Source organism: Psychrobacter sp. CX16 (genome assembly GCF_057396245.1).
The window spans coordinates 1-25,258 of record NZ_JBXYJF010000040.1 but is presented as its reverse complement, the minus strand read 5'-3'; the positions used below and the strand labels follow the sequence as shown (position 1 = coordinate 25,258).

Annotated in this window: 24 protein-coding genes and 1 pseudogene; 14 read left to right on the top strand and 11 right to left on the bottom strand. The window is 42.0% G+C overall.

Translation table 11 applies throughout. From position 1 onward, the window contains the following. Together AC2SLM_RS12020 and ffh are read right to left on the bottom strand one after the other, a co-directional pair. Positions 1-277: helix-turn-helix domain-containing protein (locus AC2SLM_RS12020; RefSeq protein ID WP_486552477.1), on the bottom strand; the 277-nt coding region annotated here is incomplete at its 3' end. A gap of 120 nt (positions 278-397) precedes the next feature. Further along, entirely contained in the window at positions 398-1,957 is a 1,560-nt protein-coding gene (gene ffh, locus AC2SLM_RS12015; protein ID WP_486554118.1) for a signal recognition particle protein, read from the bottom strand. Between the two features lie 558 nt (positions 1,958-2,515). Here ffh and AC2SLM_RS12010 point away from each other — a divergent pair. After that, on the top strand, positions 2,516-3,307 hold the full coding sequence (locus AC2SLM_RS12010) for a cytochrome C assembly family protein (RefSeq protein ID WP_486543460.1): 792 nt from the start codon (positions 2,516-2,518) through the stop codon (positions 3,305-3,307). 16 nt (positions 3,308-3,323) lie between these two features. Here AC2SLM_RS12010 and AC2SLM_RS12005 read toward each other — a convergent pair whose 3' ends face one another. After that, positions 3,324-4,841 carry an MFS transporter gene (locus AC2SLM_RS12005; RefSeq protein ID WP_486554116.1) on the bottom strand — a complete coding sequence of 506 codons (1,518 nt, stop codon included), beginning with the start codon at positions 4,839-4,841 and terminating at the stop codon, positions 3,324-3,326. 437 nt (positions 4,842-5,278) lie between these two features. On the opposite strand from AC2SLM_RS12005, the gene rpmB reads away from it, so the two are divergent. Beyond that, complete coding sequence (rpmB, locus tag AC2SLM_RS12000) at positions 5,279-5,515, top strand: 50S ribosomal protein L28 (protein ID WP_486543462.1); 237 nt, start codon at positions 5,279-5,281, stop codon at positions 5,513-5,515. Positions 5,516-5,586: 71 nt separating this feature from the next. Further along, complete coding sequence (rpmG, locus tag AC2SLM_RS11995) at positions 5,587-5,742, top strand: 50S ribosomal protein L33 (protein WP_007394061.1); 156 nt, start codon at positions 5,587-5,589, stop codon at positions 5,740-5,742. Between the two features lie 147 nt (positions 5,743-5,889). On the opposite strand, the gene AC2SLM_RS11990 is transcribed toward rpmG, so the two are convergent. The 5 genes from AC2SLM_RS11990 to fghA form a co-directional block, all read right to left on the bottom strand. Further along, on the bottom strand, positions 5,890-6,222 hold the full coding sequence (locus AC2SLM_RS11990) for a hypothetical protein (protein WP_486554114.1): 333 nt from the start codon (positions 6,220-6,222) through the stop codon (positions 5,890-5,892). A gap of 131 nt (positions 6,223-6,353) precedes the next feature. Further along, entirely contained in the window at positions 6,354-6,665 is a 312-nt protein-coding gene (locus AC2SLM_RS11985; RefSeq protein WP_486543464.1) for a hypothetical protein, read from the bottom strand. Between the two features lie 87 nt (positions 6,666-6,752). Continuing rightward, on the bottom strand, positions 6,753-7,112 hold the full coding sequence (locus tag AC2SLM_RS11980; protein WP_486543465.1) for a hypothetical protein: 360 nt from the start codon (positions 7,110-7,112) through the stop codon (positions 6,753-6,755). Between the two features lie 16 nt (positions 7,113-7,128). Next, positions 7,129-7,836, bottom strand: a complete 708-nt coding sequence (gene rpe / locus AC2SLM_RS11975; RefSeq protein WP_486543466.1) for a ribulose-phosphate 3-epimerase — start codon at positions 7,834-7,836, stop codon at positions 7,129-7,131. A gap of 188 nt (positions 7,837-8,024) precedes the next feature. Next, positions 8,025-8,888 carry an S-formylglutathione hydrolase gene (gene fghA, locus AC2SLM_RS11970; RefSeq protein ID WP_486554112.1) on the bottom strand — a complete coding sequence of 288 codons (864 nt, stop codon included), beginning with the start codon at positions 8,886-8,888 and terminating at the stop codon, positions 8,025-8,027. Between the two features lie 661 nt (positions 8,889-9,549). On the opposite strand from fghA, the gene AC2SLM_RS11965 reads away from it, so the two are divergent. The 9 genes from AC2SLM_RS11965 to AC2SLM_RS11925 all read left to right on the top strand — a co-directional run bounded on the left by AC2SLM_RS11965 (position 9,550) and on the right by AC2SLM_RS11925 (position 19,454). Further along, entirely contained in the window at positions 9,550-11,187 is a 1,638-nt protein-coding gene (locus tag AC2SLM_RS11965; RefSeq protein ID WP_486554110.1) for a purine-cytosine permease family protein, read from the top strand. Positions 11,188-11,458: 271 nt separating this feature from the next. Continuing rightward, positions 11,459-12,622, top strand: coding sequence for an urease accessory protein UreD (locus AC2SLM_RS11960; protein WP_486554108.1), 1,164 nt, complete (start codon positions 11,459-11,461; stop codon positions 12,620-12,622). A gap of 239 nt (positions 12,623-12,861) precedes the next feature. Then, positions 12,862-13,164 (top strand): urease subunit gamma, encoded by a 303-nt coding sequence (gene ureA / locus AC2SLM_RS11955; RefSeq protein WP_486543470.1) that lies wholly within the window; start codon positions 12,862-12,864, stop codon positions 13,162-13,164. 69 nt (positions 13,165-13,233) lie between these two features. Next, the gene (ureC, locus tag AC2SLM_RS11950; protein ID WP_486554106.1) at positions 13,234-15,459 is read left to right on the top strand and encodes an urease subunit alpha; all 2,226 of its coding nucleotides are present in this window, start codon (positions 13,234-13,236) and stop codon (positions 15,457-15,459) included. Positions 15,460-15,506: 47 nt separating this feature from the next. Continuing rightward, positions 15,507-16,118 (top strand): urease accessory protein UreE, encoded by a 612-nt coding sequence (ureE, locus tag AC2SLM_RS11945; protein ID WP_486554104.1) that lies wholly within the window; start codon positions 15,507-15,509, stop codon positions 16,116-16,118. Continuing rightward, a complete protein-coding gene (locus AC2SLM_RS11940) occupies positions 16,111-16,965 on the top strand; it encodes an urease accessory protein UreF (RefSeq protein ID WP_486554102.1) in 855 nt (284 codons plus the stop codon). Before ureE ends, AC2SLM_RS11940 begins: the two co-directional genes overlap by 8 nt. Positions 16,966-17,152: 187 nt before the next feature. Next, positions 17,153-17,806 (top strand): urease accessory protein UreG, encoded by a 654-nt coding sequence (ureG, locus tag AC2SLM_RS11935; RefSeq protein WP_486554101.1) that lies wholly within the window; start codon positions 17,153-17,155, stop codon positions 17,804-17,806. Between the two features lie 95 nt (positions 17,807-17,901). After that, positions 17,902-18,609 carry a HupE/UreJ family protein gene (locus AC2SLM_RS11930; RefSeq protein WP_486554099.1) on the top strand — a complete coding sequence of 236 codons (708 nt, stop codon included), beginning with the start codon at positions 17,902-17,904 and terminating at the stop codon, positions 18,607-18,609. A 326-nt stretch (positions 18,610-18,935) separates the two neighbouring features. Then, the gene (locus AC2SLM_RS11925; RefSeq protein ID WP_486543476.1) at positions 18,936-19,454 is read left to right on the top strand and encodes an AmiS/UreI family transporter; all 519 of its coding nucleotides are present in this window, start codon (positions 18,936-18,938) and stop codon (positions 19,452-19,454) included. Between the two features lie 155 nt (positions 19,455-19,609). On the opposite strand, the gene aqpZ is transcribed toward AC2SLM_RS11925, so the two are convergent. Continuing rightward, positions 19,610-20,371: an aquaporin Z gene (gene aqpZ / locus AC2SLM_RS11920; protein ID WP_486543477.1), complete on the bottom strand. Its 762-nt coding sequence runs from the start codon at positions 20,369-20,371 to the stop codon at positions 19,610-19,612. Positions 20,372-20,791: 420 nt separating this feature from the next. Between aqpZ and AC2SLM_RS11915 the strand changes: the two are divergent. After that, a pseudogene (locus AC2SLM_RS11915) lies at positions 20,792-21,436 on the top strand (DsbA family oxidoreductase). 272 nt (positions 21,437-21,708) lie between these two features. Here AC2SLM_RS11915 and AC2SLM_RS11910 read toward each other — a convergent pair. Then, positions 21,709-22,266, bottom strand: a complete 558-nt coding sequence (locus AC2SLM_RS11910) for an NADPH-dependent FMN reductase (RefSeq protein WP_486554097.1) — start codon at positions 22,264-22,266, stop codon at positions 21,709-21,711. Positions 22,267-22,715: 449 nt separating this feature from the next. Beyond that, positions 22,716-24,692, bottom strand: coding sequence for a molecular chaperone HtpG (gene htpG, locus AC2SLM_RS11905; protein WP_486554095.1), 1,977 nt, complete (start codon positions 24,690-24,692; stop codon positions 22,716-22,718). 289 nt (positions 24,693-24,981) lie between these two features. On the opposite strand from htpG, the gene AC2SLM_RS11900 reads away from it, so the two are divergent. Continuing rightward, a partial coding sequence (locus AC2SLM_RS11900) for a helix-turn-helix domain-containing protein (protein WP_486552477.1) occupies positions 24,982-25,258 on the top strand: 277 nt, incomplete at its 3' end.

The window sequence follows — 25,258 nt, the reverse complement described above, 5'->3', positions numbered from 1 at the left end:
TTTTTTCATCAGCCAGTTGTCGCTCAAGTCTTTTTATGATTTGGGCTGGGGTTTCTTTGTGTGGCATTCTTAGGCTCTTTGGCGGTGTATTCCAGTCTAATGTACCATGTTTCCTAAGCCAAGTTAGGACGGTACTACGTCCTTGTATGCCATAGTGCTTTTGGGCTTGTTTGTAGGTCATGTCGCCTTTTTCTACTTGCCCTACCACAGCTAATTTAAAGCCGAGTGTGTAATCTTTCTGTGTTCGTTTAATCCTTGATCTTTCTGCTTTGTCCATTTATAAGCTTCCTTTTCGTAAACTTATTTTAGGACGGGACAAAATAATAAAAAAAGCTAAGCCATTGCTGACTTAGCTTTTTATCAGAATCACATCATGCTTAGATAGACACTTTTGACCTTAAAAGCGCTTTTTAAACTCTGGAGGTAGGCTTTGCTGTACGTCTTTTAACTGCTTTTCCATATCCTCTTTGCTTGGCATATTGTTTGGATCTAAGCCAAGCGGTGGCATACCACCCATACCGCCTTTGTTACCAGCTTTGCTTTTAGCAGCACCACCGCCACCAAATAAAGGGCCGCCTCCACCGGATGCACCAGCGCCGCCGCCCATACCGGTTAGGCTTTGTACTGCTTTCATCATCTTGCCTAGACCTTCAGGTTTCGACATCATTTTCATCATTTTCGCCATCTGCTTGTGTTGCTTAAGCAGACGGTTTAGGTCTTGAATTTGCTTACCAGACCCAGCGGCAATACGACGCTTGCGACTTGGGTTAATTTTGTCAGGGTTTTTGCGCTCAAATGGCGTCATGGAGTTAATAAGCGCCTCCATTTCTTTGACTTTCTCTTCTGGCTTGGCTTCTTCTAGCGCCTCTTTTACGCCGGCACCACTCATACCCGGAAGCTTGTCTAAAAAGCCAGTCATGCCGCCCATATTTTTCATTTGCTGGAACTGGGTGAGTAGATCCTCAAGGTCAAAGTTGCCACCTTTTTGGATTTTCTGAGCCATTTTTTCCGCTTTATCACGGTCAATCTTTTGTTCGACTTCTTCAACCAGACTTAAGACGTCACCCATACCCAAGATACGTTGGGCAATACGCTCAGGATGGAACGCTTCTAAGGCGTCAAGTTTTTCACCACGACCTAGGAACTTAATTGGCTTTTCAGTAATCGCACGCACTGATAAAGCCGCACCCCCGCGAGCATCACCATCGGTCTTGGTTAAGATAACACCGGTTAGCGGTAGCGCATCGTTAAAGGCTTTAGCGGTGTTGGCCGCATCTTGACCGGTCATCGAGTCAACAACGAATAAAGTCTCTGAAGGATTAGCCGCAGCAGTTAGTGCCTTGATTTCATCCATCATGTTTTCATCGATATGCAAACGACCGGCGGTATCGATGATAAGGATGTCTTGGTATTGTAGCTTCGCTTCCTCTATCGCACGCTTGGCAATATCAATCGGATTTTCATCAGCGCTTGAATTGACAAACTTAGCATTTACCTGACCGGCAACTTGCTCTAGCTGTTTAATCGCAGCGGGACGGTAGACGTCAGCCGATACCAACATGACTTTTTTCTTATGGCGCTCTTGTAAGTACTTGGCTAATTTACCGGCAGTCGTGGTTTTACCCGCACCTTGTAGACCAGCTAGCAGATAGACCACTGGCGGCTTACCTGTCATCTCTAGCTGCTGATTGGCACTGCCCATCATTTCAGTCAATTCATCATAGACAATCTTTACGAATGCTTGACCCGGAGCCAGCTCTTTTAGCACCTCTTGACCCAATGCCTTCTCTTTGACTCGCTTGACGAAATCACGGGTAATAGGTAAGGCAACATCGGCCTCAAGTAACGCCATACGTACTTCACGTAGCGTGTCTTTGATGTTGTCTTCGGTTAGCTGACCTGAGCCTGAGATTTTGCGTAGGCTGCCAGAGAGTCGTTCGGTTAGGGTGTCAAACATAGGAAAATCTCGATAAACGTTGGTTAAAAGTCTTTAAATATTCGATGTTTTGCAATATACGATAGCTTTCAATACTAGAGGCTAATAGATGTTACTTACTGAACTTACTGAGTCTATATAGAGCTGTTTAAATAAAAAGGGTTTTATAACCTATTGATTCGGTCATTGTCAGCCGATTTCAAGCACATATAGCATTGCGGTTAACATAATAATTAAGCGTACATACCGTTAAGTACATCAGTGTTTGTTGGTTAATTTTAGTAAAAGCCAAACTTTAACTGTATAGCAATCGCAAATAAGACTCATTCTATGATAAATTAGCCTATAATTAACGTCTGTCTTAACGTGAATATCACGTTGTTAGCATCGTTATAATCATGCAGTATACCGCTAGTCTTAGTACAATGTTATCAGACCGCATAGTCTAAGTTGATACAGAATAGCACATCTAAGGCTTGTCCCTGATTGCAACTTTTATCATTTACGGGTCAATGCCCTAGTATATCAAACATTATACGACCACCTGTTAATTGGATTTTATTTAGGGATTATATCACCGTGTTGCTTGCCTATATCATTGCACTTATTGCTTATGTTCTCGTGAGTTGCCACTTGGTTTGGGCGTTGGTGCGTATTAAACCTATCGCAAAGAGTTTCACTTTGGGTATGCTTATCGTGGCGCTATTGGCTCATGCGGTGGTTTTATATCCTAATATCTCGACATTATACGGGCTTAATTTTAATCTGTTTAATGTGGCGAGCTTGACCAGCTTTTACTTTATTTTATTCTATGTGCTGTTCTGTTTTTATCGCCCTATCTTAAGTTTAGGTGTTATCGCAACACCCACGGCCATTATTGGCTTAAGTCTAGGCTATTTTGGCGTCGCACCTTACGACCCTATTACCAATATCAGCACAGGGCTTGAAGCACATATTATCCTGTCGATTGCTGCTTATTGTATGCTGTTAATGGCGGCCATACAGGCGATTATTCTACGCTTTCAGATTCGCGAACTAAAGCACAAAACTGTACACCGTGTTTGGGTCAATAAGCTGCCTTCGCTACAAAGCATGGAGTCGCTATTATTCGACATGATATTGGTCGGATTCTCCCTACTGACCGTGGCTTTAGCCATTGGTTTTGTCTATGTAGATGACTTAATGGCGCAGCATATTACCCACAAGACCGTGCTCAGTATCCTGTCATGGCTATTATTTGGCGGCCTATTAATTGGCCACTGGAAATTAGGTTGGCGTGGTCGCCGAGCCGCTAATATGGCTATTATCGCCTTTATCTTATTAGCCCTTGGCTTTATTGGCAGTAAATTTGTGCTTGAGATGATTCTTTAACTAAATCGATGCTAATTTAATCCTTCTGCTGCTCAAATTGCTGCTTAACGAATAAACGATGCCAATACAGCAGCGGCACGATGCAAAGCACGCCAACACCGACACTCAATATAAAGTGCCCCGTATAGCCTAACTGCTCTGCCATAAATCCGCTTAACAGATGACTGCCGCCACTAAATACAGTTAATAAACACACCTGAGTGGTGAAATCACTACCCGCTTTATTATGGCGTGCATAATGCATCACCATGGTCAGCATAGCTACCAGCGCAAAGGCTGCCGCCATATGCTCGATGGCATTGGCGGCATATGCCCACCAAAATGGCGCCGTCTGTGTCAATCCTAACCAACTCGGATGCTCATAACCTATCGCTACGACTATATATAGACCTGTCGTCACCACCTGCAACCCATTAAAGCCCACCAGCGCCGTATGATGCGCTATCCGCTTGAGTAGCCATGCTGCTACTGCTGCACCCAACAGCGAGGCAATAGAGCCAAGGACACTCGCCCACAGGCCAATGCTTTTGGTGGCAATACCCATATCGACCATCATCGGCTTGACCATGCCGCTAGAGATACCATCGACTATCTTGAAGGTTAATAACACAAACAGCCAAGCGCGCATGTGCTGATTTTGCCAAAAATAGCCGTACTGATCTTTTAGATAAACGGCAATAGCATGGCGTTTAGATGGCTTATCCGAATCAAGCGAAACAGCTTTAGTTTCAAAAAATTTTGGCTCTACGGCAATCGGAATATGCTTATTTTCAGGATACTGCCAAATCGGTAAGGTATTTACGACAATTAGCGCCGCCATAGCAAAGAAACTATAGCGCCAAGACCAACTACCGAGCACCAATAAAAACACCCCACCGCCTAGTATCAGCCCTAATCGATAGCCGATGACCTGCATCGCATTGCCCATACCTTGATAGGGATTGTTAACCGGCCCATCAGCGCTGACTAATTCTGATTTGTCTAAAGCAATACGCTGAGCGACTTCGACCACATCATCATTCTCACCCATGCTTTGAGGCGGCGATAATGTGCTTGCCTGCTTTATGTTAGATAATGAACGGGTTGCCAATCCATCCGCTGCTACATCATGGGTTGCACCGATTAAACTCAGTAAGAACAACAGTGTATAAATCATCCATAAGGTTTGTGGACTGCTTAATTGATGCGGATTAAATAACCCAACACTGGCCACGATAGCCGCAGACAATAGCTGTAATGGCAATATCCAGCTACGCGAGCGCCCCCAATAGCTTGAGAAGTGTTTATCAACGATAGGCGCCCACAAAAACTTTAATGCCCATGGCACCAGCAACAGCCCCGATAGCCCTATCATCTCAAGCGATACATCATATTCACGCAATATGGCAGGCAAGGCTTGCGTAATAAAGCCTGCAGGCAATCCTTGTGCAAAATACAGCGTCAATAAAACGCCAAGCAGCGTATACGGCGTATCTGCTTTTGCTTCTGGCTTTACACCTACTTGGCTCGTGCTAGGCTTTGGGTCGTTGGTCATATGGTTATTAGCTCGTTTTCTACTGATTTATCCCTGCCATAAAACAGCCATATAAATCAGTATTTTAGATTCAACCGCATTTTATAAGATTAAGCAGCCCTTTGTTGCATAAATATCTCATCAGTACATAAATAATCTGCATTTTGCTTAAAACTTAGCGCAAAGTGTGCGATAATATCGGAACAATTAATTTGAAAAAAAACTGATTGTGTGGTATAAATACGCCCTTAAAATTTTTAGCAAGGTCACCCACTTTTCGTTGTGGCGATTATAGGGTGTGACCACCAACTTTCTGTTAACATTTTATTCAAGTTGCAGTCCTATGTGTCCATAGCCGCATTGTGATTCGTTATCTTGAGTAGGTAAGGCAAATATACTATTTCGGCATGTATTAGCATGCCATTATTTATGTCTTACAACTTTATTAGGAGTCCGTCATGTCTCGAGTATGTCAAGTGACAGGAAAGCGCCCTCAAGTGGGTAACAATGTTTCGCATGCGCATAACAAAACCCGCCGTCGCTTTTTACCAAATCTACATAACCACCGTTTTTGGGTAGAATCTGAAAATCGTTTTGTCCGTCTTCGTGTTTCTACTAAAGGTATGCGTATCATTGATAAGCACGGTATCGACAAAGTGCTTGCTGATTTACGTGCCCAAGGTCAAAAAGTATAGTCATCTAATCGGTTAATACGATAGCGGTTAACCCCGATTATCTGACTTATATAAATTAATAGGAAAACATCATGAGAGACAAGATTAAGTTAGTATCTACTGCTGGTACTGGTTATTTTTACACCACTACCAAAAACAAACGTACTATGCCTGGCAAAATGGAGATCAAAAAGTTTGATCCTAAAGTACGCCAGCACGTTATCTTTAAAGAAGCTAAAATCAAATAATATTTGATTCCATGCTGAAAAAAGAGGCCGATTATCAATGATAATCGGCCTCTTTTTTATAGCGGTTAAAAATATATTTGGTTAACGAGTTAATTAGCCATTTAATTAACTAACAATTTAACTAGCAATTAATTTAATAGAAATAGATTAGCTGTAATGCTCAGGCTCTTCGTCATAGACGTTGGCATGCCATTGACTAACTTGCTTTTGCATAACCGCTTGAATGGCAGCGTGTACCATCTGATGACCGATATACTGCATATCACCGCCAAGCATATCCTGAACTTTCTCTGAAAATGCAATCGTGATTAGCGGATCGTCTTCTTCTCCTGAATCACGCAGTACCATCTGACCTTTTTCATTTTCAATAAGCTCTAACACGGTTTCTTGAGCAAAGCCTTTAGATTTACGTGTACTACGATCGCCCGTCTCTGGGTCTATATCTATCTCTAGATTGTCTTTTTCATGATCAAATACCATGCCCTATTCACCTCATATAGCATATGTGTATCTATTAACAATGGACGCTTCTGAGACAAATTTCAAGGGCAAATTGTTGCAATGGGTTACTATCAGCCATTTAAGACGATTTTTGTGCGCCAAATTACTGATTAACGCCAATAGCGTAGCTTCGCAAGCGTAAACAACAACGCCACAAACATACCTAAATAATAGGCATTTTTTAGCTCAAAGGTTGGGTCACGATACTTAACAGGCAATGCCACCACTGCCGTCGCTATTGGGAAGATAAGCAGCATCAGCACCCACTGTTCAAGTACCGCAAGCCAATCTTGTAGACCGGTGCCATGACGCAGTCCAGATAACCCAAACAGCAAACAGCCAATAATTAAGGCTTTAATTAGTCCTTTGGGCAGACCTTTGGGATAAGGGTAGTAAAAAGAATCACGATCAAAAATGGACAAGTTATTTCCTTGACAAGCTCGTTAAGTAAAAGTAATTAGCATATAGTGACACTATGAATAGTCATACATTTGATAATAAAGCACCGTCTAACTGTAGGTACCCATAAACCATAACATGGTGACACAAGAGATTAACCAACCTAATGTGAGCGCATTACGGCGCTGGATATGCATACCTTTGATCTTGTTCATAATCACAGCACCGAGCCAAAACCCTGCTGGAATTACCACCACAAAAAAGGGCACCAATACCATGGCATGTTGCAATACCTCTTTAAACGGGTCGCCTGCCAACACACGAAACACATAACCGGCAAGACTTAAAATAACCGCGAATACCGCAAGGCCGATGGTCAGACCTTTGGGTACTAAGCTTGGCTCAGTTTTTAGAGTCTCGCTATGCTTATTCGTTTGAGTGTGCTTATTCATCGCATTATTATCAGTCATACTTTCTCTTATGTGGCTAAACTTGACTTGAACCAACCAAGCTTAACTCTTGACGCATGGCATCAATGGCTTGTTTATAATCAGGCTGATTAAAAATGGCAGAGCCGGCAACGAACATATCAGCGCCCGCTTCGGCAATGGCTCTAATATTACTCGCTTTTACCCCGCCATCAACTTCCAAACGGATATCTCGCCCACTGGCATCGATACGCTGACGAACTTGTTTAACCTTATCGAGTGTCCCCTCAATAAATGACTGTCCGCCGAAGCCTGGGTTAACACTCATCAATAAGATTTGGTCCACTTTATCCATGACATAGTCGAGATGGTGCAGCGGCGTCGCAGGATTGAGCACTAACCCACACTCCGCGCCGCCATCTTTTATCATCTGTAAAGACCGGTCGACATGATGAGTCGCTTCTGGATGAAAGGTGATGATGCTTGCGCCTGCGTCCAAAAACTGCTCAATCATACTATCAACCGGTGTCACCATTAAATGCACATCGATTGGGGCATCAATGCCATAGTCACGCAGCGCCTTACAGATCATACTACCAAAGGTTAAGTTTGGGACATAATGATTGTCCATGACATCAAAATGAATAACATCAGCGCCGGCTTTTAATACGGTTTCGACCTCTTCACCAAGACGGGCAAAGTCAGCTGATAATATAGAAGGGGCAATAAGGTAGTCGCGTGCAGGTGCTTGCTGGGGGGTGCTCATACAGTCTCTCGTTAGAAGAATGAAGTTAAATATATTCCGTCACGTCAATCTGTCAGTCATGTCCCTATGGCGTTGCTTTATCAATCAGTGCCTAAAGCCTATGCCATTATAAACCAGCGATAGCCAACAGTGTAATCAATAATCGGCTATCGTGATTTATAAGGCGAAACCGCTCAGACTAAGTCGGCTTAACTATGATTGAGCGCAGCGTTATAATGATATTCGATGTGGTCATCAATCACGGTTTGCACAAAATAATAACTGTGATCATAGTTGCCGTGATAGCGTAACGTCAACTGTTGCCCTACTTTTTGACACGCCTTTTGTAACACTTCTGGACGTAGATAGCCGTCTCGATAATACTCATCATCAGCCCCTTGATCTACCAAAATGTTGGGATACTGTTTACCAGCCTTTTCAACGGCGGTGGCCGCATCATATTGCGACCATGCGCCCTTGCCCTGATTTGAGTCTTTACCAAAGTACTCTGTAAAGGCAGGCTTACCCCAATCAGACTCACTATTCGCACTGATAGGAGCAATGGCTGATACACTGATAAACTTACTGGGGTACTGAAACCCAAACATAATAGAGCCATGACCACCCATCGAGTGACCTGCAATACCAATACTACTGATCGGAAACTTAAGTCGGATTAGATCATAAAACTCTTCAATGATATAGGTATGCATTTTAAAGTTCTCAGCCCAAGGCGACTGCGAGGCGTCGACATAATAACTTGCCCCTTGGCCAACAAAATAACGCTCGTCATCAGGGATATCGTCGCCTTTAGGAGAGGTATCTGGAACAATAAATGTCATACCAAGCTCACTACACTTCTTCTGATAATGGGCTTTTTGCGTTGCATTATCTGGGCTAGTGGTCAACCCTGATAAAAATAAAATCGCAGGACAGGTCTTACGAGCTAACGCTTCATCGGGTAAATAAATACTAAACCGCATCTCAGATTTAGTAGTTTCAGAATAATGAGTGTAATAGTGTTGTTCACCATTAAAACAGCGGTTATTACTGGTCAATGTTAGCTTGGTCATTATCTAATCCTTTCATATAAGTTAATTTTAGAGTCTTATAAATAGTAGCATTCCATTAAGGCAGTTCTAAATAACTGTGACAGATGTTCTTTTGAGTTATTGCTATTCAATATTAATGAATTAATTTTAGTAGTAATTTTAGTATGAATGTTGGGAATAATAAGCAGGTTATACCCTGCACCTGTCATTCACATTGATTCTAACATAGCACTCTATTTTTGAAAGTAAGCCAACGTAAATGACCAAATCTCCAGAACCCTTTCCAAATTAGTGCATCTAAATTGGTGCAATAAAAGCACTTTAATAGCTCACTACTCATATTTAGACAGTTAATAGTTCTATGTTAGCGTTAAACACACTCTTTTGGTGCAATACCTCAGCATACATATTAACTATCAGGGATGATAAGTGCTATATATAGCTTTAGGTTCTAAATTTGCACCAATAAACTGTCCACTATTAGCTTGGTATATAAATTGCACCAATAAGGTTAGGTTAATCGCCTATTTTAGCGCTTTAAACTTAGAAGCTTTAGTAAATGACAAGAATAACAAATAAAATTATTTATCTTCTAAGTGATTTAAGCCAATTTAAGCAACTTTATTATCTCAGTAATTTTGTCATCTAAACAACTGACCATCCAAGCAACAAGGTGTCCAATATGAACCATAAGAAAACACTCCCCCTCGTCGATGACTGTTCTGTGAACACATCACCGCCGCCTAGTTCTGCGGTGAACGAGACTTTAGAGGACTATACTCTGCGTTATGCCCCCCATAGCTTCCGAAAGTGGACACCGGGCGTGGTGGCTATAACAGCGCTTGGCGGTATCGCGTATTTAGCAGATTTCTCTATTGGTGCCAGCATAGGCTTAGCCTATGGGACAACCAATGCTATATTTGCCATCATACTTGCTGCTATCGTTATCTTTTTGACAGGTATCCCAGTCTCTTATTATGCCGCCCGCTACAATATCGACTTAGATTTAATCTCTCGTGGCGCTGGATTTGGTTATTACGGTACGGTGATTACCAGTATTATTTTTGCCAGCTTTACCTTTATTTTCTTTGCCTTAGAGGGCGCTATCATGGCGCAAGGTCTGAAAATGGGACTGGGCGTGCCTTTATGGCTTGGTTATCTAATCTCCAGTGTTATGGTCATTCCACTGGTCATATTTGGGATGAAGGCGCTTAGCACCCTGCAAGTATGGACGACCCCGCTGTGGTTATTTTTAATGGTCGGACCTGTGGCCTACTTAATATTCCAGAACCCAAGTATGGTAAACGATTGGACTGCATTTGCTGGCAATGGTAATTATGAAGGGTTCGATATGTCTGCAGTCATGCTTGGGGCTGGGGTATGTCTGGCTCTGATTATGCAAATCGGTGAACAAATTGATTATCTGCGTTTCATGCCTGCCAAGACGAAAGAAAATAAGGTATCGTGGTGGATTGCCATGATGTCAGCAGGACCCGGTTGGGTGGTATTAGGCGCTATTAAACAAATCACTGGTGCATTTCTAGCTTTCTACTTGATGGCAAATATGTTACCAGAAAACGCCATTACTGAGCCCGTTCAACAGTTTACTTCTGTGTTCCAAAATATTATTCCGGGCAGTTTTGCCATTGCATTAGCAGTTATACTAGTCGTTATTTCACAAATTAAAATCAATGTCACCAATGCGTATTCTGGTTCATTATCATGGACCAGTGCCTATGCTCGAGTCACCAAACATTATCCTGGACGCATTATTTTCGTCATTTTTAATGTCTCCATCGCTTTATTATTGATGGAAATGGATATGTTCTCAGCGTTGGGTAAAATTTTAGGCTTTTACTCAAACTTTGCTATTGCATGGATTGTGGTAGTATCCACTGATATCGCGATAAATAAATATGTGCTTGGACTGTCACCTAAAGAGCCTGAATTCCGCCGTGGTATGCTATATGATTTCAACCCTGTTGGTTTAGTGTCTTTTGGTGTCGCAGCTGGCCTTTCAATATTAGCGTTCTTTGGTTTGCTAGGTGAGTTCCTCGCACCCTACTCGCCAATCATTGCCTTGATTGTCGGCTTTGTCCTTACGCCAATTATGGCTATTATTACCCAAGGTAAATACTACCTTAAAGAGAATCATGACGGTATCGAAGAGTCTCGCTTTGATATGGACGGTACGCCAGTCGCTACTTTATATAGCTGCGTAGAATGTGATGAGGAATATGAACGCCCTGATGTTTTATACTCATTAAAGCACAATGGCATCATTTGCTCACTTTGCAAAACACTTGAAAAGTCCAGTTAATTTAACACTATGCCTACTGTGCTATTAATATGAGACCTGTTTTGAAACTCTAGTTATCACGTAGGCTATAACCCATTTGGTACTGAATCAATTAGGTATCAGACCTACATATTTTCAAAACTTTTCATTAAGTTTTGAAAATATGTCTATTAAATATAAGGCAAAACAGTAAGATGGCGTTAACAAATTTAAAAAATTAAATAAATATCATCCACTAAACTTTATTTTATAATACTCACCTTCGTTACTTTCTTTATTCAGGAATTGAATTTTGACTTGGCTATCCTCTTTACAGTTGACGTTTGACTATCGTGTCAACACTCAAAAAACCCGTCTATGTCATTGTCTACATGAAGGGGCGTTAATGGTACAACGGCCTTTATACCCTGAACCTGAAGACCAATCTAGCTTAATCACATCCTCTTCTACCAACGCCTCTTATTCTCCTAACTCTCTTAATTGTCCTAGCCCGCTTAACTCTCTTACATCGCCAAAATCATCACAATCACTGACATCACAATCTGGTATCTGCCATATTTATGTTTTATATCCACCCGCTGGTATTGCCGATGGGGATAAATTAAGCTTAAATTTTGACTTGAAATCAAACAGTCATGCTGTTATTACCACACCTGGCGCCGGTAAATGGTATGGGCAACGTGAATCTTTACGACGCTCTAATGGGCGAGAACGAGAAACCAGCAAGCCATCCATAGACGCTATAACAGATCAACAATCAAGCAAGCCTAACGTCAATATTCAGCCCCATTCTTTAACTCACTCCCAGACACACTCCCAGCATCAAACCCATTCCCAGTTACAGCCCCCCGTACAAGCCGAACAAAATATCTGTGTGGCATTGGCAGATAATGCTATTCTTGAGTGGCTACCACAAGAAAGCATTTATTTTGACCATTCTGTCTCAAAAGCCAATAACCATTTTGACTTGGCAGCTACGGCCAGTTTATTAACTTGGGATATTGCGGTATTCGGTCGTCAAGCGTATAACGAGACCTTTACACATGGTCAATACAATACGCGATTGCAGATTTGGAGAGACGATCAGCTGTTGGTCAGCGAACATACTCAACAGCAAGCAAATTCGCGCTGGTTTCAATCACCTCTTGGACTGAACAAACAGCATGTTCACGGCTCATTTTGGGCAGTACCCAGTCAAGATGTTATCGATGAAGATGCTCAAACTAACCCTTTGAAGCTGGGGCAGTATTTGGACAACACTATTGACGAGGTGCGTGAGCTGATAGATCGGTACAACCTACCCATTGTCAGCACCCATAACTACCACGCCATAAACTGTCGTTATATCGGTACCGATGTGCGTGCCTGCTTCGAGGCTTTTTACCAAGTCCGTGAGTTACTTAGAAAAAAATGGTATCAACTTGAGCCCCATCGACCGAGAATTTGGGACACCTAGAGACTCAGATATCTTTTACAAATTGTCCTAAGATCTGAGTGGGTGTCCCACTAACATCACCCATTTATTATTTAAACCAAGTAGAACTTACGCATAATTAAGAGTTTAAGCGACTGGGTATTATTTATTTGCACTGTCTAAAAGGTAAAACCAGACGTTTAATAAATAACCCCCATTCGCCTGTGCACAGTTAGATACCGTTATTTGCATAAGCCCTAATACTAAAAAAAGGAAAAGTCATGCAGCTAAATCCTACCGAAAAAGACAAATTAATGCTATTTACCGCCGGAATGGTCGCCGAACGCCGTAAAAACCGAGGCGTTAAACTTAATTACCCAGAAGCTGTTGCCTATATCAGTATGCTACTTATGGAAGGCGCACGCGATGGCAAGACTGTCGCTCAACTCATGAGTGAAGGCACCACTTATCTCTCTGTTGACGATGTTATGGAAGGCGTTGCGGACATGATACAGGATGTTCAGATCGAAGCGACGTTTCCTGATGGCACCAAATTGGTGACCGTGCATAATCCTATCGTGTAGCTGATGAGACTCACAATAGCGAAGACATAATACAAGATGGTTCTAATAAATTAACAACTAAGGATTATTATGAAAGCGGGCGAATATAAAATAAAAGCAGGAGAAATGGCCTTAAATGCAGGCCGTAGCGTGCAAACCATAGAAGTCGTTAATACGGGTGACCGCCCTATTCAAATCGGTTCTCACTATCACTTTTATGAAGTAAACGATGCTTTGAGCTTTGATAGAGAAGCGACCAAAGGCTATCGTCTCAACATCTTATCGGGTACAGCAGTCAGGTTTGAACCAGGACAAGCGCGCGAAGTCGAGTTGGTCGCCCTAGCCGGAAAACAAGAAGTATACGGCTTTGCTGGCCGTGTTATGGGCTCAGCCGATATTAAACAAACGACCACCACCTCACAAAAGCGAATTGACAGACGCATACACGCAGAGCACTTTGGACCAACGACTGGCGATAAAGTAAGATTAGCAGACACCGACCTTTGGCTTGAAGTGGAATACGACCTGACCAGCCAGATCGATCATCATACGGATGCTGATGATACGCATAGTTTACACTCCAATGCTAACTTGATCGCCATTAGTGGTAGTGATTCAAACTCATCACGATCTCCTTTAGCAGACCAATACACTGAAGCTCATGTGAGTATCGGTGAAGAGGTCAAATTTGGCGGTGGTAAAGTCATTCGTGATGGTATGGGGCAGTCTCAATTAATGGCTGTTGACGTCGCTGAGACCATTATTACCAATGCCCTTATCGTAGACTATACCGGTATTTATAAAGCGGACGTAGCGCTTAAAGATGGACGTATCAGCGGCATCGGTAAAGCCGGTAATCCAGACATTCAGCCTGATGTGACCCTGCCCATTGGCGCATCAACTGAGATTATCGCTGGGGAAGGTAAAATACTTACCGCCGGTGGTATTGACAGTCACATACATTTCATTGCACCTCAGCAATGCGAAACAGCGCTGATGTCGGGTGTGACGACCATGCTTGGCGGGGGAACAGGACCCGCTCAAGGTACGCTTGCCACCACTTGTACACCCGGTGCTTACCATATTCAAAGTATGCTTAAATCAACTGATTCTATACCGATGAATATAGGGCTACTGGGCAAAGGTAATGTGAGCTTGCCTAACCCCGTTGTCGAACAAATTGAAGCGGGTGCCATAGGTCTAAAACTACATGAAGATTGGGGCACCACACCTCAAGCCATCGATAACTGCTTAAGTGTTGCTGATAACTACGATGTGCAAGTGGCCATTCATACTGATACCTTAAATGAAAGTGGCTATTTGGAAAGTACACTTGGCGCCTTCAAAGACCGCTGCATCCATACCTTCCATACCGAAGGAGCAGGTGGTGGACATGCCCCTGATATCCTGAAAGCCATTGGGCAACCGCATGTTCTGCCCTCTTCGACCAATCCAACGCGTCCTTTTACCGTCAATACCATTGATGAGCATTTGGACATGTTAATGGTCTGTCACCATTTAAGCCCAGCAATTGCAGAAGACGTGGCCTTTGCTGAAAGTCGAATCCGCAAAGAGACCATCGCTGCCGAAGATATCTTACACGATACGGGTTCAATCTCTATGATGAGTAGTGACTCTCAAGCCATGGGGCGTGTGGGTGAAGTCATTATTCGTACTTGGCAGACTGCCAATAAAATGAAAGCTCAACGCGGTCATCTGGCACCAGATGCCTCTGCGCAAACCGAACAAGATGCGGGTCATATTAACCTATCACAAACTGACTTTAGTGAGGATAATGATAATTTCCGCATCAAACGCTATATCGCTAAATACACCATCAATCCTGCTATCACGCATGGCATTGCCGATATGGTCGGGTCGGTTGAAGTGGGAAAATGGGCAGATTTGATTCTCTGGTCACCTGCGTTTTTTGGTGTTAAACCAGATTGCATCATTAAAGGCGGTTTAATAGCGGCAGCGCCAATGGGCGATATTAATGCTTCTATTCCAACGCCGCAGCCGGTTCATTACCGTAGTATGTTTGGCAGCTTCCCTAAAACGGTGGCTCAGACCTGCATTACCTTTATGTCTCAATCTGCAATTGATAAGGGCGTTGCTACCGAGCTTGAGCTTAGTAAAGTCATTAAACCGGTTCACAATATTCGTCAAGTGCGCAAAAGTGATATGAAGCTCAATAGCCACTGCCCAGTTATGGAAATTAACCCTGAAACTTATGAAGTGCATGCTGATGGTGAGCTATTAACATGTGAGCCTGTCGATCAATTGCCTATGGCACAGCGCTACTTCTTGTTTTAATAACTTATTTTAATGACATTAATAACTTAAAAAAGACAATAAGCCTTATGAAAATTTATTCTCAACGCCTTAATGATAATGACTTAACGCCTGAACAATGGTCTTTAATTGAAGAGCAGAAACAGGATAAACATTATCTATGTTTAGACTTTGACAGCCGTCAGCGTAGCCGTTTTAAAGCAGAGACTGAACGTCAAGAATCTGTAGGTATTGACCTACCTCGTACTGAAACCTTAAAAGATGGCTGCATACTATCTACCGCTGATGGAGAGCTTATTCAAATAAAAGCGGCCAACCAAACGTTGGTCTGCGTCACCGCTAACGATGGATTTAACCTAATGAAAGGCGCTTATCATTTAGGCAATCGCCATGTCCCTCTTATGATAACGCCGACTGCCCTCTACTTTGAACCTGACCATGTTCTCGAGTCCATGCTGCAAAACTTGGGTTTAGAGACAGAGCAAGTACAAGCTCCATTTGAGCCTGAAACGGGGGCTTATAAGAGTGGTCACTCTCATGGCAGTCATTCACATAGCGGTCATTCACATGCCGACCACTCTCATAGCAGCCATTCAGAATCTCATCATGAGTCTCATGAGCATCTTCACTCAAATGATGCCCATATTCATTCGCATAGTGAAAGCCACTCCCATGATTGACCCTGAAATTGGCCCAAATATAGCCGACAGCAACCGTGGCATAAATGATGTCACCGGTCGGCTACTGATGCTGGCATCGAGTAACTTGCCTATTGGTAGCTATACCTATTCGCAAGGAATTGAGCCTGCCATAGAGGCTGGGTTTATCGAAGATGAAGACAGTACGTTATCGTTTATGACGGACTATCTAGAGCTGGCTTTGGTCGGCTATGAATTGCCGCTATTGGCTTTAATGGTGACTGCCCTAACCGATGAAGATGAAGACTTGGCCAATGCTTTAGCCGCGGACTATCATGCCAGCCGTGAGAGTAAAGAGTTTGTGTATGAGTCGAGCCAGTTGGCGCTTTCATTATCATCGTGGCTGGATGAAGTGTTGGATTTAAACGTCCCTGACGCAATCGTGATTAATGGATTTTTGCCGTTGTTTGCGAACATCAGTGCGCATTGGCAAATAAATCCAGAAAAGGCGATGACCACTTACGCCTTTGGACAAATTGAAAATATGGTATTGGCTGCGGTAAAAACGGTACCCCTTGGACAAATGGCAGGACAACGTATTATTTGGCAATTACAACAGCAGTTGAGCCAATATTGTCCTAACATTGCCGCCGAAGTGCGTCACGTTTACCACCAATATATAGATGATTCAAAGCAATCAAATGATCAGAATATCTTTTATCAATGTTATAACACTGAAGGCTCGGACACTAATGGCTCAAAAGCTGGTCTTGCACAGCGGTCACTAGGCATTTTTTATCAACAGCTAAATATGTCAGCAAACTTGCCACATTTAGCAGCACTATCTTGTCAGCACGAACGACAATATAGCCGTTTATTTCGCTCGTAATCTTAAAATATGTGAAGCTGTCTACTATGACAGCTCTTAAAATTTTGTTTATAAATATAGTCAAAGAAGTCTAAAATGGTTACAAGGCAACCGTGTGCTAGTACTACAGGAGTAGGCTTAACGAGGTTAACGCTATAACCGTTTAGTAGTTCGCTGACTATACAAATGAAGAATAAGGATAATAATTATGGCGCTTACGCCCAAAACTCAAAATACTGATAACACTGCCACTTTATCTCCCCTACGTCTTGGCATTGGTGGGCCTGTCGGCTCTGGCAAGACGGCATTAACGTTAAGACTATGCCAACGCCTACGAGATGAAATCAATATGGCGGTGGTTACCAATGATATTTATACCAAAGAGGACTCTGAGTTCCTAACGCGCAATAACGCCATGCCAGCAGAACGTATTCGCGGTGTGGAAACTGGTGGCTGTCCTCATACTGCCATTCGTGAAGATGCCTCTATTAACCTATCGGCAATTGCAGAATTACAAAACCAATTCTCTGGCCTTGAATTAATTATCATTGAGTCGGGAGGTGATAATCTAGCCGCAACTTTCAGTCCTGAATTGTCAGACTTAACCTTATATGTGATAGATGTCTCAGCAGGCGATAAGATACCGCGCAAAGGCGGCCCAGGTATTATGAAATCTGATTTACTGATTATTAACAAGACAGATTTAGCGCCTTTAGTGGGCGCGTCTCTTGAGGTAATGGCGCGTGATGCCAAAAAAATGCGAGGCGATAAGCCTGTGGTATTTAGCAATATGAAAACCGGCGAAGGCCTAGATGAGATCGTGGCTTTTATCAAAGATAAAGGCATGATAGGGGCGGCATAAGTTACTGCTTAAACTAATAATATCAACTGCAATATGACTCATAAAATTTAAATATAGTGTGAAACTCACTGACTTCACTAACGAAGGAATTTATCATGACAATAAATGAATCCAAGTTACTCGATAACCCAAAACTAACCAAGCTTTCAAACCCAGCAACCAAATCAGCGCCTAAATCAACCACCCTAAGTGTGTTAACGGTACTGTCATTACTACCGACACTCGCTTTTGCACACCCAGGGCACGGTTCATTCGTATCAGATGGCTCATTTTTCTCATCGTTATTGGCAGGCTTAATTCACCCATTAACCGGCATTGACCATCTGATGTTAGCGTTAGGAATGGGGTTGCTATTTACCCAAATGCAGAGCTTTAAAAAAGGGTTTACCTCCTTAACTATTGGCCTAATTGCAGGCTTTGCGCTGAGTTTAAGCATGAGTTTAAACAGTACACTTGTTGAAGGCGGTATCGTGCTATCTATCGTATTATTGACGATAGCCCTTATGAGCCGCTACTTTAATCCTGCGCTTAGCGGACACAGCAACGCTTCCTTCAAGACTGTATATAATGCGGCTATTATTGGTTTTGGTGCGTTAGCCATGTTTCATGGGGCAGCACATGCGCTTGAAGCCCCTACTAACGGTGGAACTACGGGTTTCTTTGTCGGTATGATCGCCGCCATGTTAGCGCTTTATTCCTTTGGAAACGTCATTGCAAACTATCTGAGTACTCATGTGCAAAATAGCTTAATCGTCCAGCGTGTCATGGCTGTTGTGGGTTTGTGCGCCGTTTTATTTAGTTAATATTTTACTGATGCTCGCTTAAAAATCAGGACATGTTTAATAAACATGTCCTGATTTTATGCTTTAGGACTGCTTTATATCCCAATGTATGACACCTATCGTATTGACTTTATAACTTGTGCATCACTATCAAAATTAAAAAACGGCATTTGTCTCGTTTGAATGTGTGGTTATTTATCCTAATTTTAGACTTCTTTGACTATAGCTTTATCTCATAACTTTATTTAACAGCTTTATCTCATAGTGATGCAGAAGTTAAATGGCGATAACCGGTAAGACTTGCTTTGGATATAAAGTGATTCTATTTTTATTAGGAGAATCGTTGTATGTTAGGTTTAACCTTACTTTATGTGGGTGCCGTTTTATTGATTAACGGACTCTGGCTACTCGGAAAAATTCAAGATAAAGAAATCCCTGTCATTAATTTCCTAGTGGGAATACTTAGCTTTCTGATCGCTACTAATTTAGTGTTCAATAATGCCCATGATCTGCATTTAATCAGTACTGGCGCGTTTACTTTCTTGTTCGCTTTTACCTATATATGGACGGGTATTAATCAATTTTTAAATACAAATTCAAAAGGATTAGGCTGGTTTTGTCTGTTTGTCAGTCTTACAGCATTATCAGTGGCATTAAATGCCACATTTAAAATATCCTTAAACTTTAGTGGATGGAGCATCTTCAACTGGTACGCTTGGGCGATTCTATGGTTCTTAGACTTCATTATGCTCAGTTTATCTAAGAATATCGAAAAGCAAGTGGGCATGTTTGCCGTATTTTGTGCTATTACTACAGGATGGATACCGGGGCTATTAATTCTACAAGAGTTGGCTGTCATTTATTAGACTCAGCTTAATAGAGGGACAAGTGAGCCCGACAGAGCCTAACAAGGATTGCTTATTTGACAAAAAAGCTATCACATAAAAAAGAGACCCATTTGGGTCTCCTTTTGATTGATAGCTATTGCTAGTGTGGTCTATTGCAACAACCTCTGCAAAACCTAGCCAATTTTGTCATCCATAACCACGTCACCCACAATATCTGGACCTTCATGACCTAACCAAGCATAAATACCACCGCCAATCGCAGCACCAATTATCGGAGCTACCCAAAACATCCATAACTGTGATAATGCACCGCCGCCAACAAATAGAGCAACTGCTGTTGAACGGGCGGGATTCACTGACGTATTGGTAATAGGAATACTAATTAAGTGAATTAAGGTTAAGCCAAGACCAATGGCGATAGGTGCAAAGCCAATCGGTGCACGATGATGGGTTGAACCCATAATAATGATGAGGAATACCGCTGTTAATACAACCTCAGCGATAAGTGCAGACATCATGCTATAGCCGCCTGGTGAGAACTCACCAAAACCGTTGGTAGCAAATGCACCTGCACTACTGGCATCAATAGCAAAGCCTGATTGACCCGTTGCGATTAGATAAATAATAAACGCACCCAATGCCCCGCCTAATACTTGAGCAATGATATAACCTGGTAATTGAGCGGCTGGGAAACGTTTACCAACCATCAGACCAATACTAACTGCTGGGTTAAAGTGACCACCAGAAATATGGCCAAACGCATAGGCACCTGTTAAAACCGTCAGACCGAAGGCCAATGCCACACCCACAAATCCTATACCGAGTGGGTTACCATCACCCCCAAAGTTTGCCGCAAATACGGCGCTACCACAGCCGCCAAGTACTAACCACATTGTGCCTAAAAACTCGGCCGCTAATTTTTTTGAAGTTGTCATATTACCTTCCCTAGAATAAGACGCCATACGTCTTTTATGATTTATATTAGACACTGTCCGTTGCCTTGTTTATGTTTTCAGACACTCTAGTATCTGACACAATGTTATCTAGCTTACCGTTATCAGATTACTGTCATCTGAATTACGAGCTATCAGAAAACTGCCGAGACGAATATGAAGGACAGTTAAATAAGTCCCTTTAAATAACAACTGTCTAACAACCTGATTTAGTTAACCCTTATTTAAAGAGAGTTAATTTATTTTAAAATGACTTATTGTACATGGCTTTGTACTTTTAAGGTACTTCTTTTAGCCCATAAAATTATTAATAGCTAAAAATGACTTTAATAAAGTCACTTTCCCATGAAGCTAGAAACAAAAAGGTTATAAACATAAAAATAGAAAGAGAGGAAAAATACTATGACAGAAATTAATCATAAATTACACATCGATATGGTCTCAGATGTGATGTGCCCTTGGTGCCTAATTGGCTATTTACAACTACAAAAGGCCCTTAAACAGACCAATACCACCTATGAGATACAGTGGCATCCGTTTGAGTAAAATCCAAATATGCCAAGCGAGGGACAAAATTTACGAGAGCACTTGATGGAGAAATACGGTATTACTGTTGAGCAGTCACAGCAAAACCGAGCTCATATCACCCAAACCGCTAAAAACTTGGATTTTGATATGAACTTTAGTGATGATATGCGGATGTATAATACATTTGCCGCACATCAATTATTGCACTGGGCGGCAAATAAAGGTCGGCAACATGAATTAAAAATGGCATTGTTTACTGCTCATTTTACCCAACATCGTGATGTATCTGATCACGCTATATTGGCTGAGATTGCAGAGTCTATTGGTCTTGATAAGGATGAGGCTTTAACAGTGCTCTCAAACCAACGTTATGCTAAAGAGATCCGAGAGGAGGAGGCATATTTTACCCAGCAAGGCTTACAGGGCGTCCCTGCGATTATCTTTAATCATCGTCATTTGGTAACAGGTGCTCAAGGAGTGCATAACTTTGTTGGGGTAATTGAGGAATTAAAACAGTAAATAGTTAAAACAGGAGCTACTAAACCATTAAAAAAAGCAAAATATAAGCTTTAATATCGAAGCCCTTTAGACGGGGATAAATATGTCAGTTTTAAGGCGTATTTCTTACAAAACTATGGTCGCGCCTCGTCTCTCAGCTAAGAACGAGGCGCGGCAAAATGTTTTTAATTACTGATAGACACCCTGTATTGCCGGTAACTATTAAGAATAGGTAAGTAAGAATAGCTAAGTAATAATAAAAGCAAGTTGCTCTATTTATCTTCCATAAACTATTAATCTTCCAAGAACTCAACAAAAGCGTTAACAAATTTTTGTAAATACTTTTGGGTACGTTCACTGCTAACCTTGTTATTTTCATCTAAGGCATCACCAGCATGACTCAGATATATTTCTGGCGCTAATAAAACTTGTGCTGCAAAAGGTAGCATGGTTTTGCGTAAATCAAAGCCGCAACTTCTACCGCCATACGTCCCAGGTGAAGCAGTGACAAAGGCTACTTTAATATTGTTAAGTACAGAGTCCTCTTTTGGACGCGATAATATATCAATCGCATTTTTTAATCCGCCTGGGATAGTGCGATTGTACTCTGGCGAGACAATCAATAATCCATCGGCATCCCCCACTTGGTTGCGAATACGGGTATAACTTTCTGGCGGTGTATCCGTATCAATGTCTTCATTGTATAAAGGTAAGTCATCGATTTGACATTCGGTCACAGTAACCTGCTCAGGCATTTGCGATACCACGTATTCAGCAAAGGCTCGGTTTATTGACTCTTTACGTAAGCTACCTATTATTAAAGCAATATTCAAAGGTTTCACGTCTTCCATCATAACTCCTTAATTTATTTTTTAATTGTTAGTGTTTAAATTAATGAGGTTTAAACCCTATGGCCTAATTCAACCACGAGGTCTAAAACAAAAATTCTATTTAGTTATATTACCAAGAATTAATTATATGAAATGATACAAAGCGTTGTTGTGATGTTCTTTGGTTTTTAGGTTTGAATACGTTTGGGGAAAGGATGCAGAAAAAGGTAATCAGCCTTATTATTTGTCGAAAAAACAATATTCATTGACTATATTTGGTGGGTTATGCTTCGCTAACGTCATCCTTTTATCTTGACTAATTTTGTCCACGATAAATACCTGCAAATACTCATAGTTATATTACTAAATTTTAAACCAAAAAAAGGACTCAATCATGAGTCCTTTTCTTTTAAGATGGATTGTTTTATTTGGGGCGCGGGGTGCACCCTACTTTTATTTAAAACAAGAGTCTATTTCAACAATAACTCATTGACACGTTTTAGATAAGCCGCTGGATCATCAAGTTGACCACCGTCTGCAAGCAAGGCTTGGTCGAAAATAACTTGCGCAAGGTCATCAAACTGCTCACTAGATTCAAGTTTTTGAATCAAAGGATGGTTTGGATTGACCTCTAAAATGGGCTGAGTATCTGGCACTTCTTGACCCATTTGCTTAAGCATTTGGATCATCTGAGGCGACAGCTCGCCTTCTGGCGTCACCAACACGGCAGGACTATCCACTAGACGATTGGACACCCGAACATCTTTAGCACGGCCGCCTAGCGTTGTTTTTAATTTATCGACAACAGGCTTTAAGCTTTCTTCTGCTTTTTTGGCCTCTTCTTTTTCTTCCTCGTCTTGCAGGTCACCTAAGTCAACCACCCCTTTGGCGATATTCTGTAATGGCGTACCATCAAACTGAGTCAGGAAGTTCATCGCCCACTCATCGACACGGCTGGTCATTAGGATAACCTCAATGCCTTTTTTCTTAAATAGCTCTAGCTGAGGGCTATTTTTAGCAGCAGCTAAATTGTCAGCGGTGAGGTAATAAATCGCTTTTTGACCCTCAATCATGCGCTCTTTATAGTCAGCAAAGCTGGTCTCAAGACCCTCACGAGTACTGGTGGTATAACGCAGCAACTTAGCGATGCGCTCTTGGTTACTCATGTCTTCGCCAAGACCCTCCTTGATGACATCACCAAACTCAGCGTAAAATTGCTTGAATTTTTCTTGCTTGTCGGCATCTTCACTATTAGCAAGACTGCCAAGAAGCGTCAACACACGACGCGCGTTACCATCACGGATAGACTTCACATCACGTGATTCTTGCAGAATCTCACGGCTGACGTTTAATGGTAGGTCTTGCGAATCAATCACACCCTTCACAAAGCGTAAGTACATGGGCAATAACTGCTCAGCATCGTCCATGATAAACACACGTTTTACATACAGCTTAAGACCGTGCTGTTGCTCGCGAGCATATAAATCAAAGGGTGCCTTTTTAGGTATATATAACAGCTGTGTATACTGCACACGGCCTTCGACTCGGTTGTGCGTCCAAGCTAGAGGCTCTTCAAAGTCATAAGTGATGTTTTTATAAAAATCGACGTACTCTTCATCGTCAATTTCTGAGCTTGAACGGGTCCATAGAGCGCTGGCCTTGTTAATGGTTTCCCACTCATCGGTCAATACCATTTCACCGCCACTACTCACTGGCGCGCCAAACTCGTCAACTTTATCCTCATCTTTATCATCATCGGCCTCTTCTACCACATCTTCTTGCCAGACTTCTTTGCGCATTTGAATAGGCAGGCTAATATGATCTGAGTACTTATTGATTAAGCGTTTGATCTTATTGCGATCAAGGTAGTTGTCTTCGCCTTCTGTAAATTCTTCTTTTAGATGAAGCGTGATTGAGGTGCCACGGGTGTCTTTTGTGATGGTTTCGGTGGTAAATTTACCCGTACCATCTGATACCCAGCGCACGCCTTGGTCAGCTGGCGTGCCCGCTTTACGAGACTCTACGGTGATGGTATCAGCAACGATAAATCCTGAATAGAAACCAACACCAAACTGACCAATCAACTGACCATCTTGTTTTTGCGATTCTGATAGCTGCTCCAAGAATGCTTTGGTACCAGACTTAGCGATAGTACCTAAGTTCTCGATGGTGTCTACTTCAGTCATGCCGATACCATTATCAATAAAGGTAATGGTTTTCGCCTCTTCATCAATATCAATACGGACTTTTAACTCGCCATCATCTTCATATAGGCTGTCATCACTGGTCGCCTCAAAACGCAATTTGTCACAAGCATCCGATGCGTTTGAGACCAGCTCACGCACAAAAATATCTGAATTTGAATACAGTGAGTGAGTCACTAAGTGCAATAGCTGGGCGACTTCCGCCTCAAAAACGTGCTGGGTGGCGCTTTGATTTTCGCTCATAATATCCTCGTAAATAGACCATCATTATTTTTATGCTGACACATATACACTGACACCAATGCTTAAATCTAGCTAAATCAGTGTATATAGTCGCTCTTGGGTTACCTTACTAATAGGGGCAGTGGGTATTTTTTTCAAGCAAATTCAGGTTAATACTTGCTCTATTTTTATGATTTAAACGTCATATCTACGAATAAACTGGCCATAAAAAAGCCGGCTATTATCTGACCGGCTTTTTATGCGTTAACTGTCCCGTCCTAAAATAAGTTTACGAAAAGGAAGCTTATAAATGGACAAAGCAGAAAGATCAAGGATTAAACGAACACAGAAAGATTACACACTCGGCTTTAAATTAGCTGTGGTAGGGCAAGTAGAAAAAGGCGACATGACCTACAAACAAGCCCAAAAGCACTATGGCATACAAGGACGTAGTACCGTCCTAACTTGGCTTAGGAAACATGGTACATTAGACTGGAATACACCGCCAAAGAGCCTAAGAATGCCACACAAAGAAACCCCAGCCCAAATCATAAAAAGACTTGAGCGACAACTGGCTGATGAAAAAA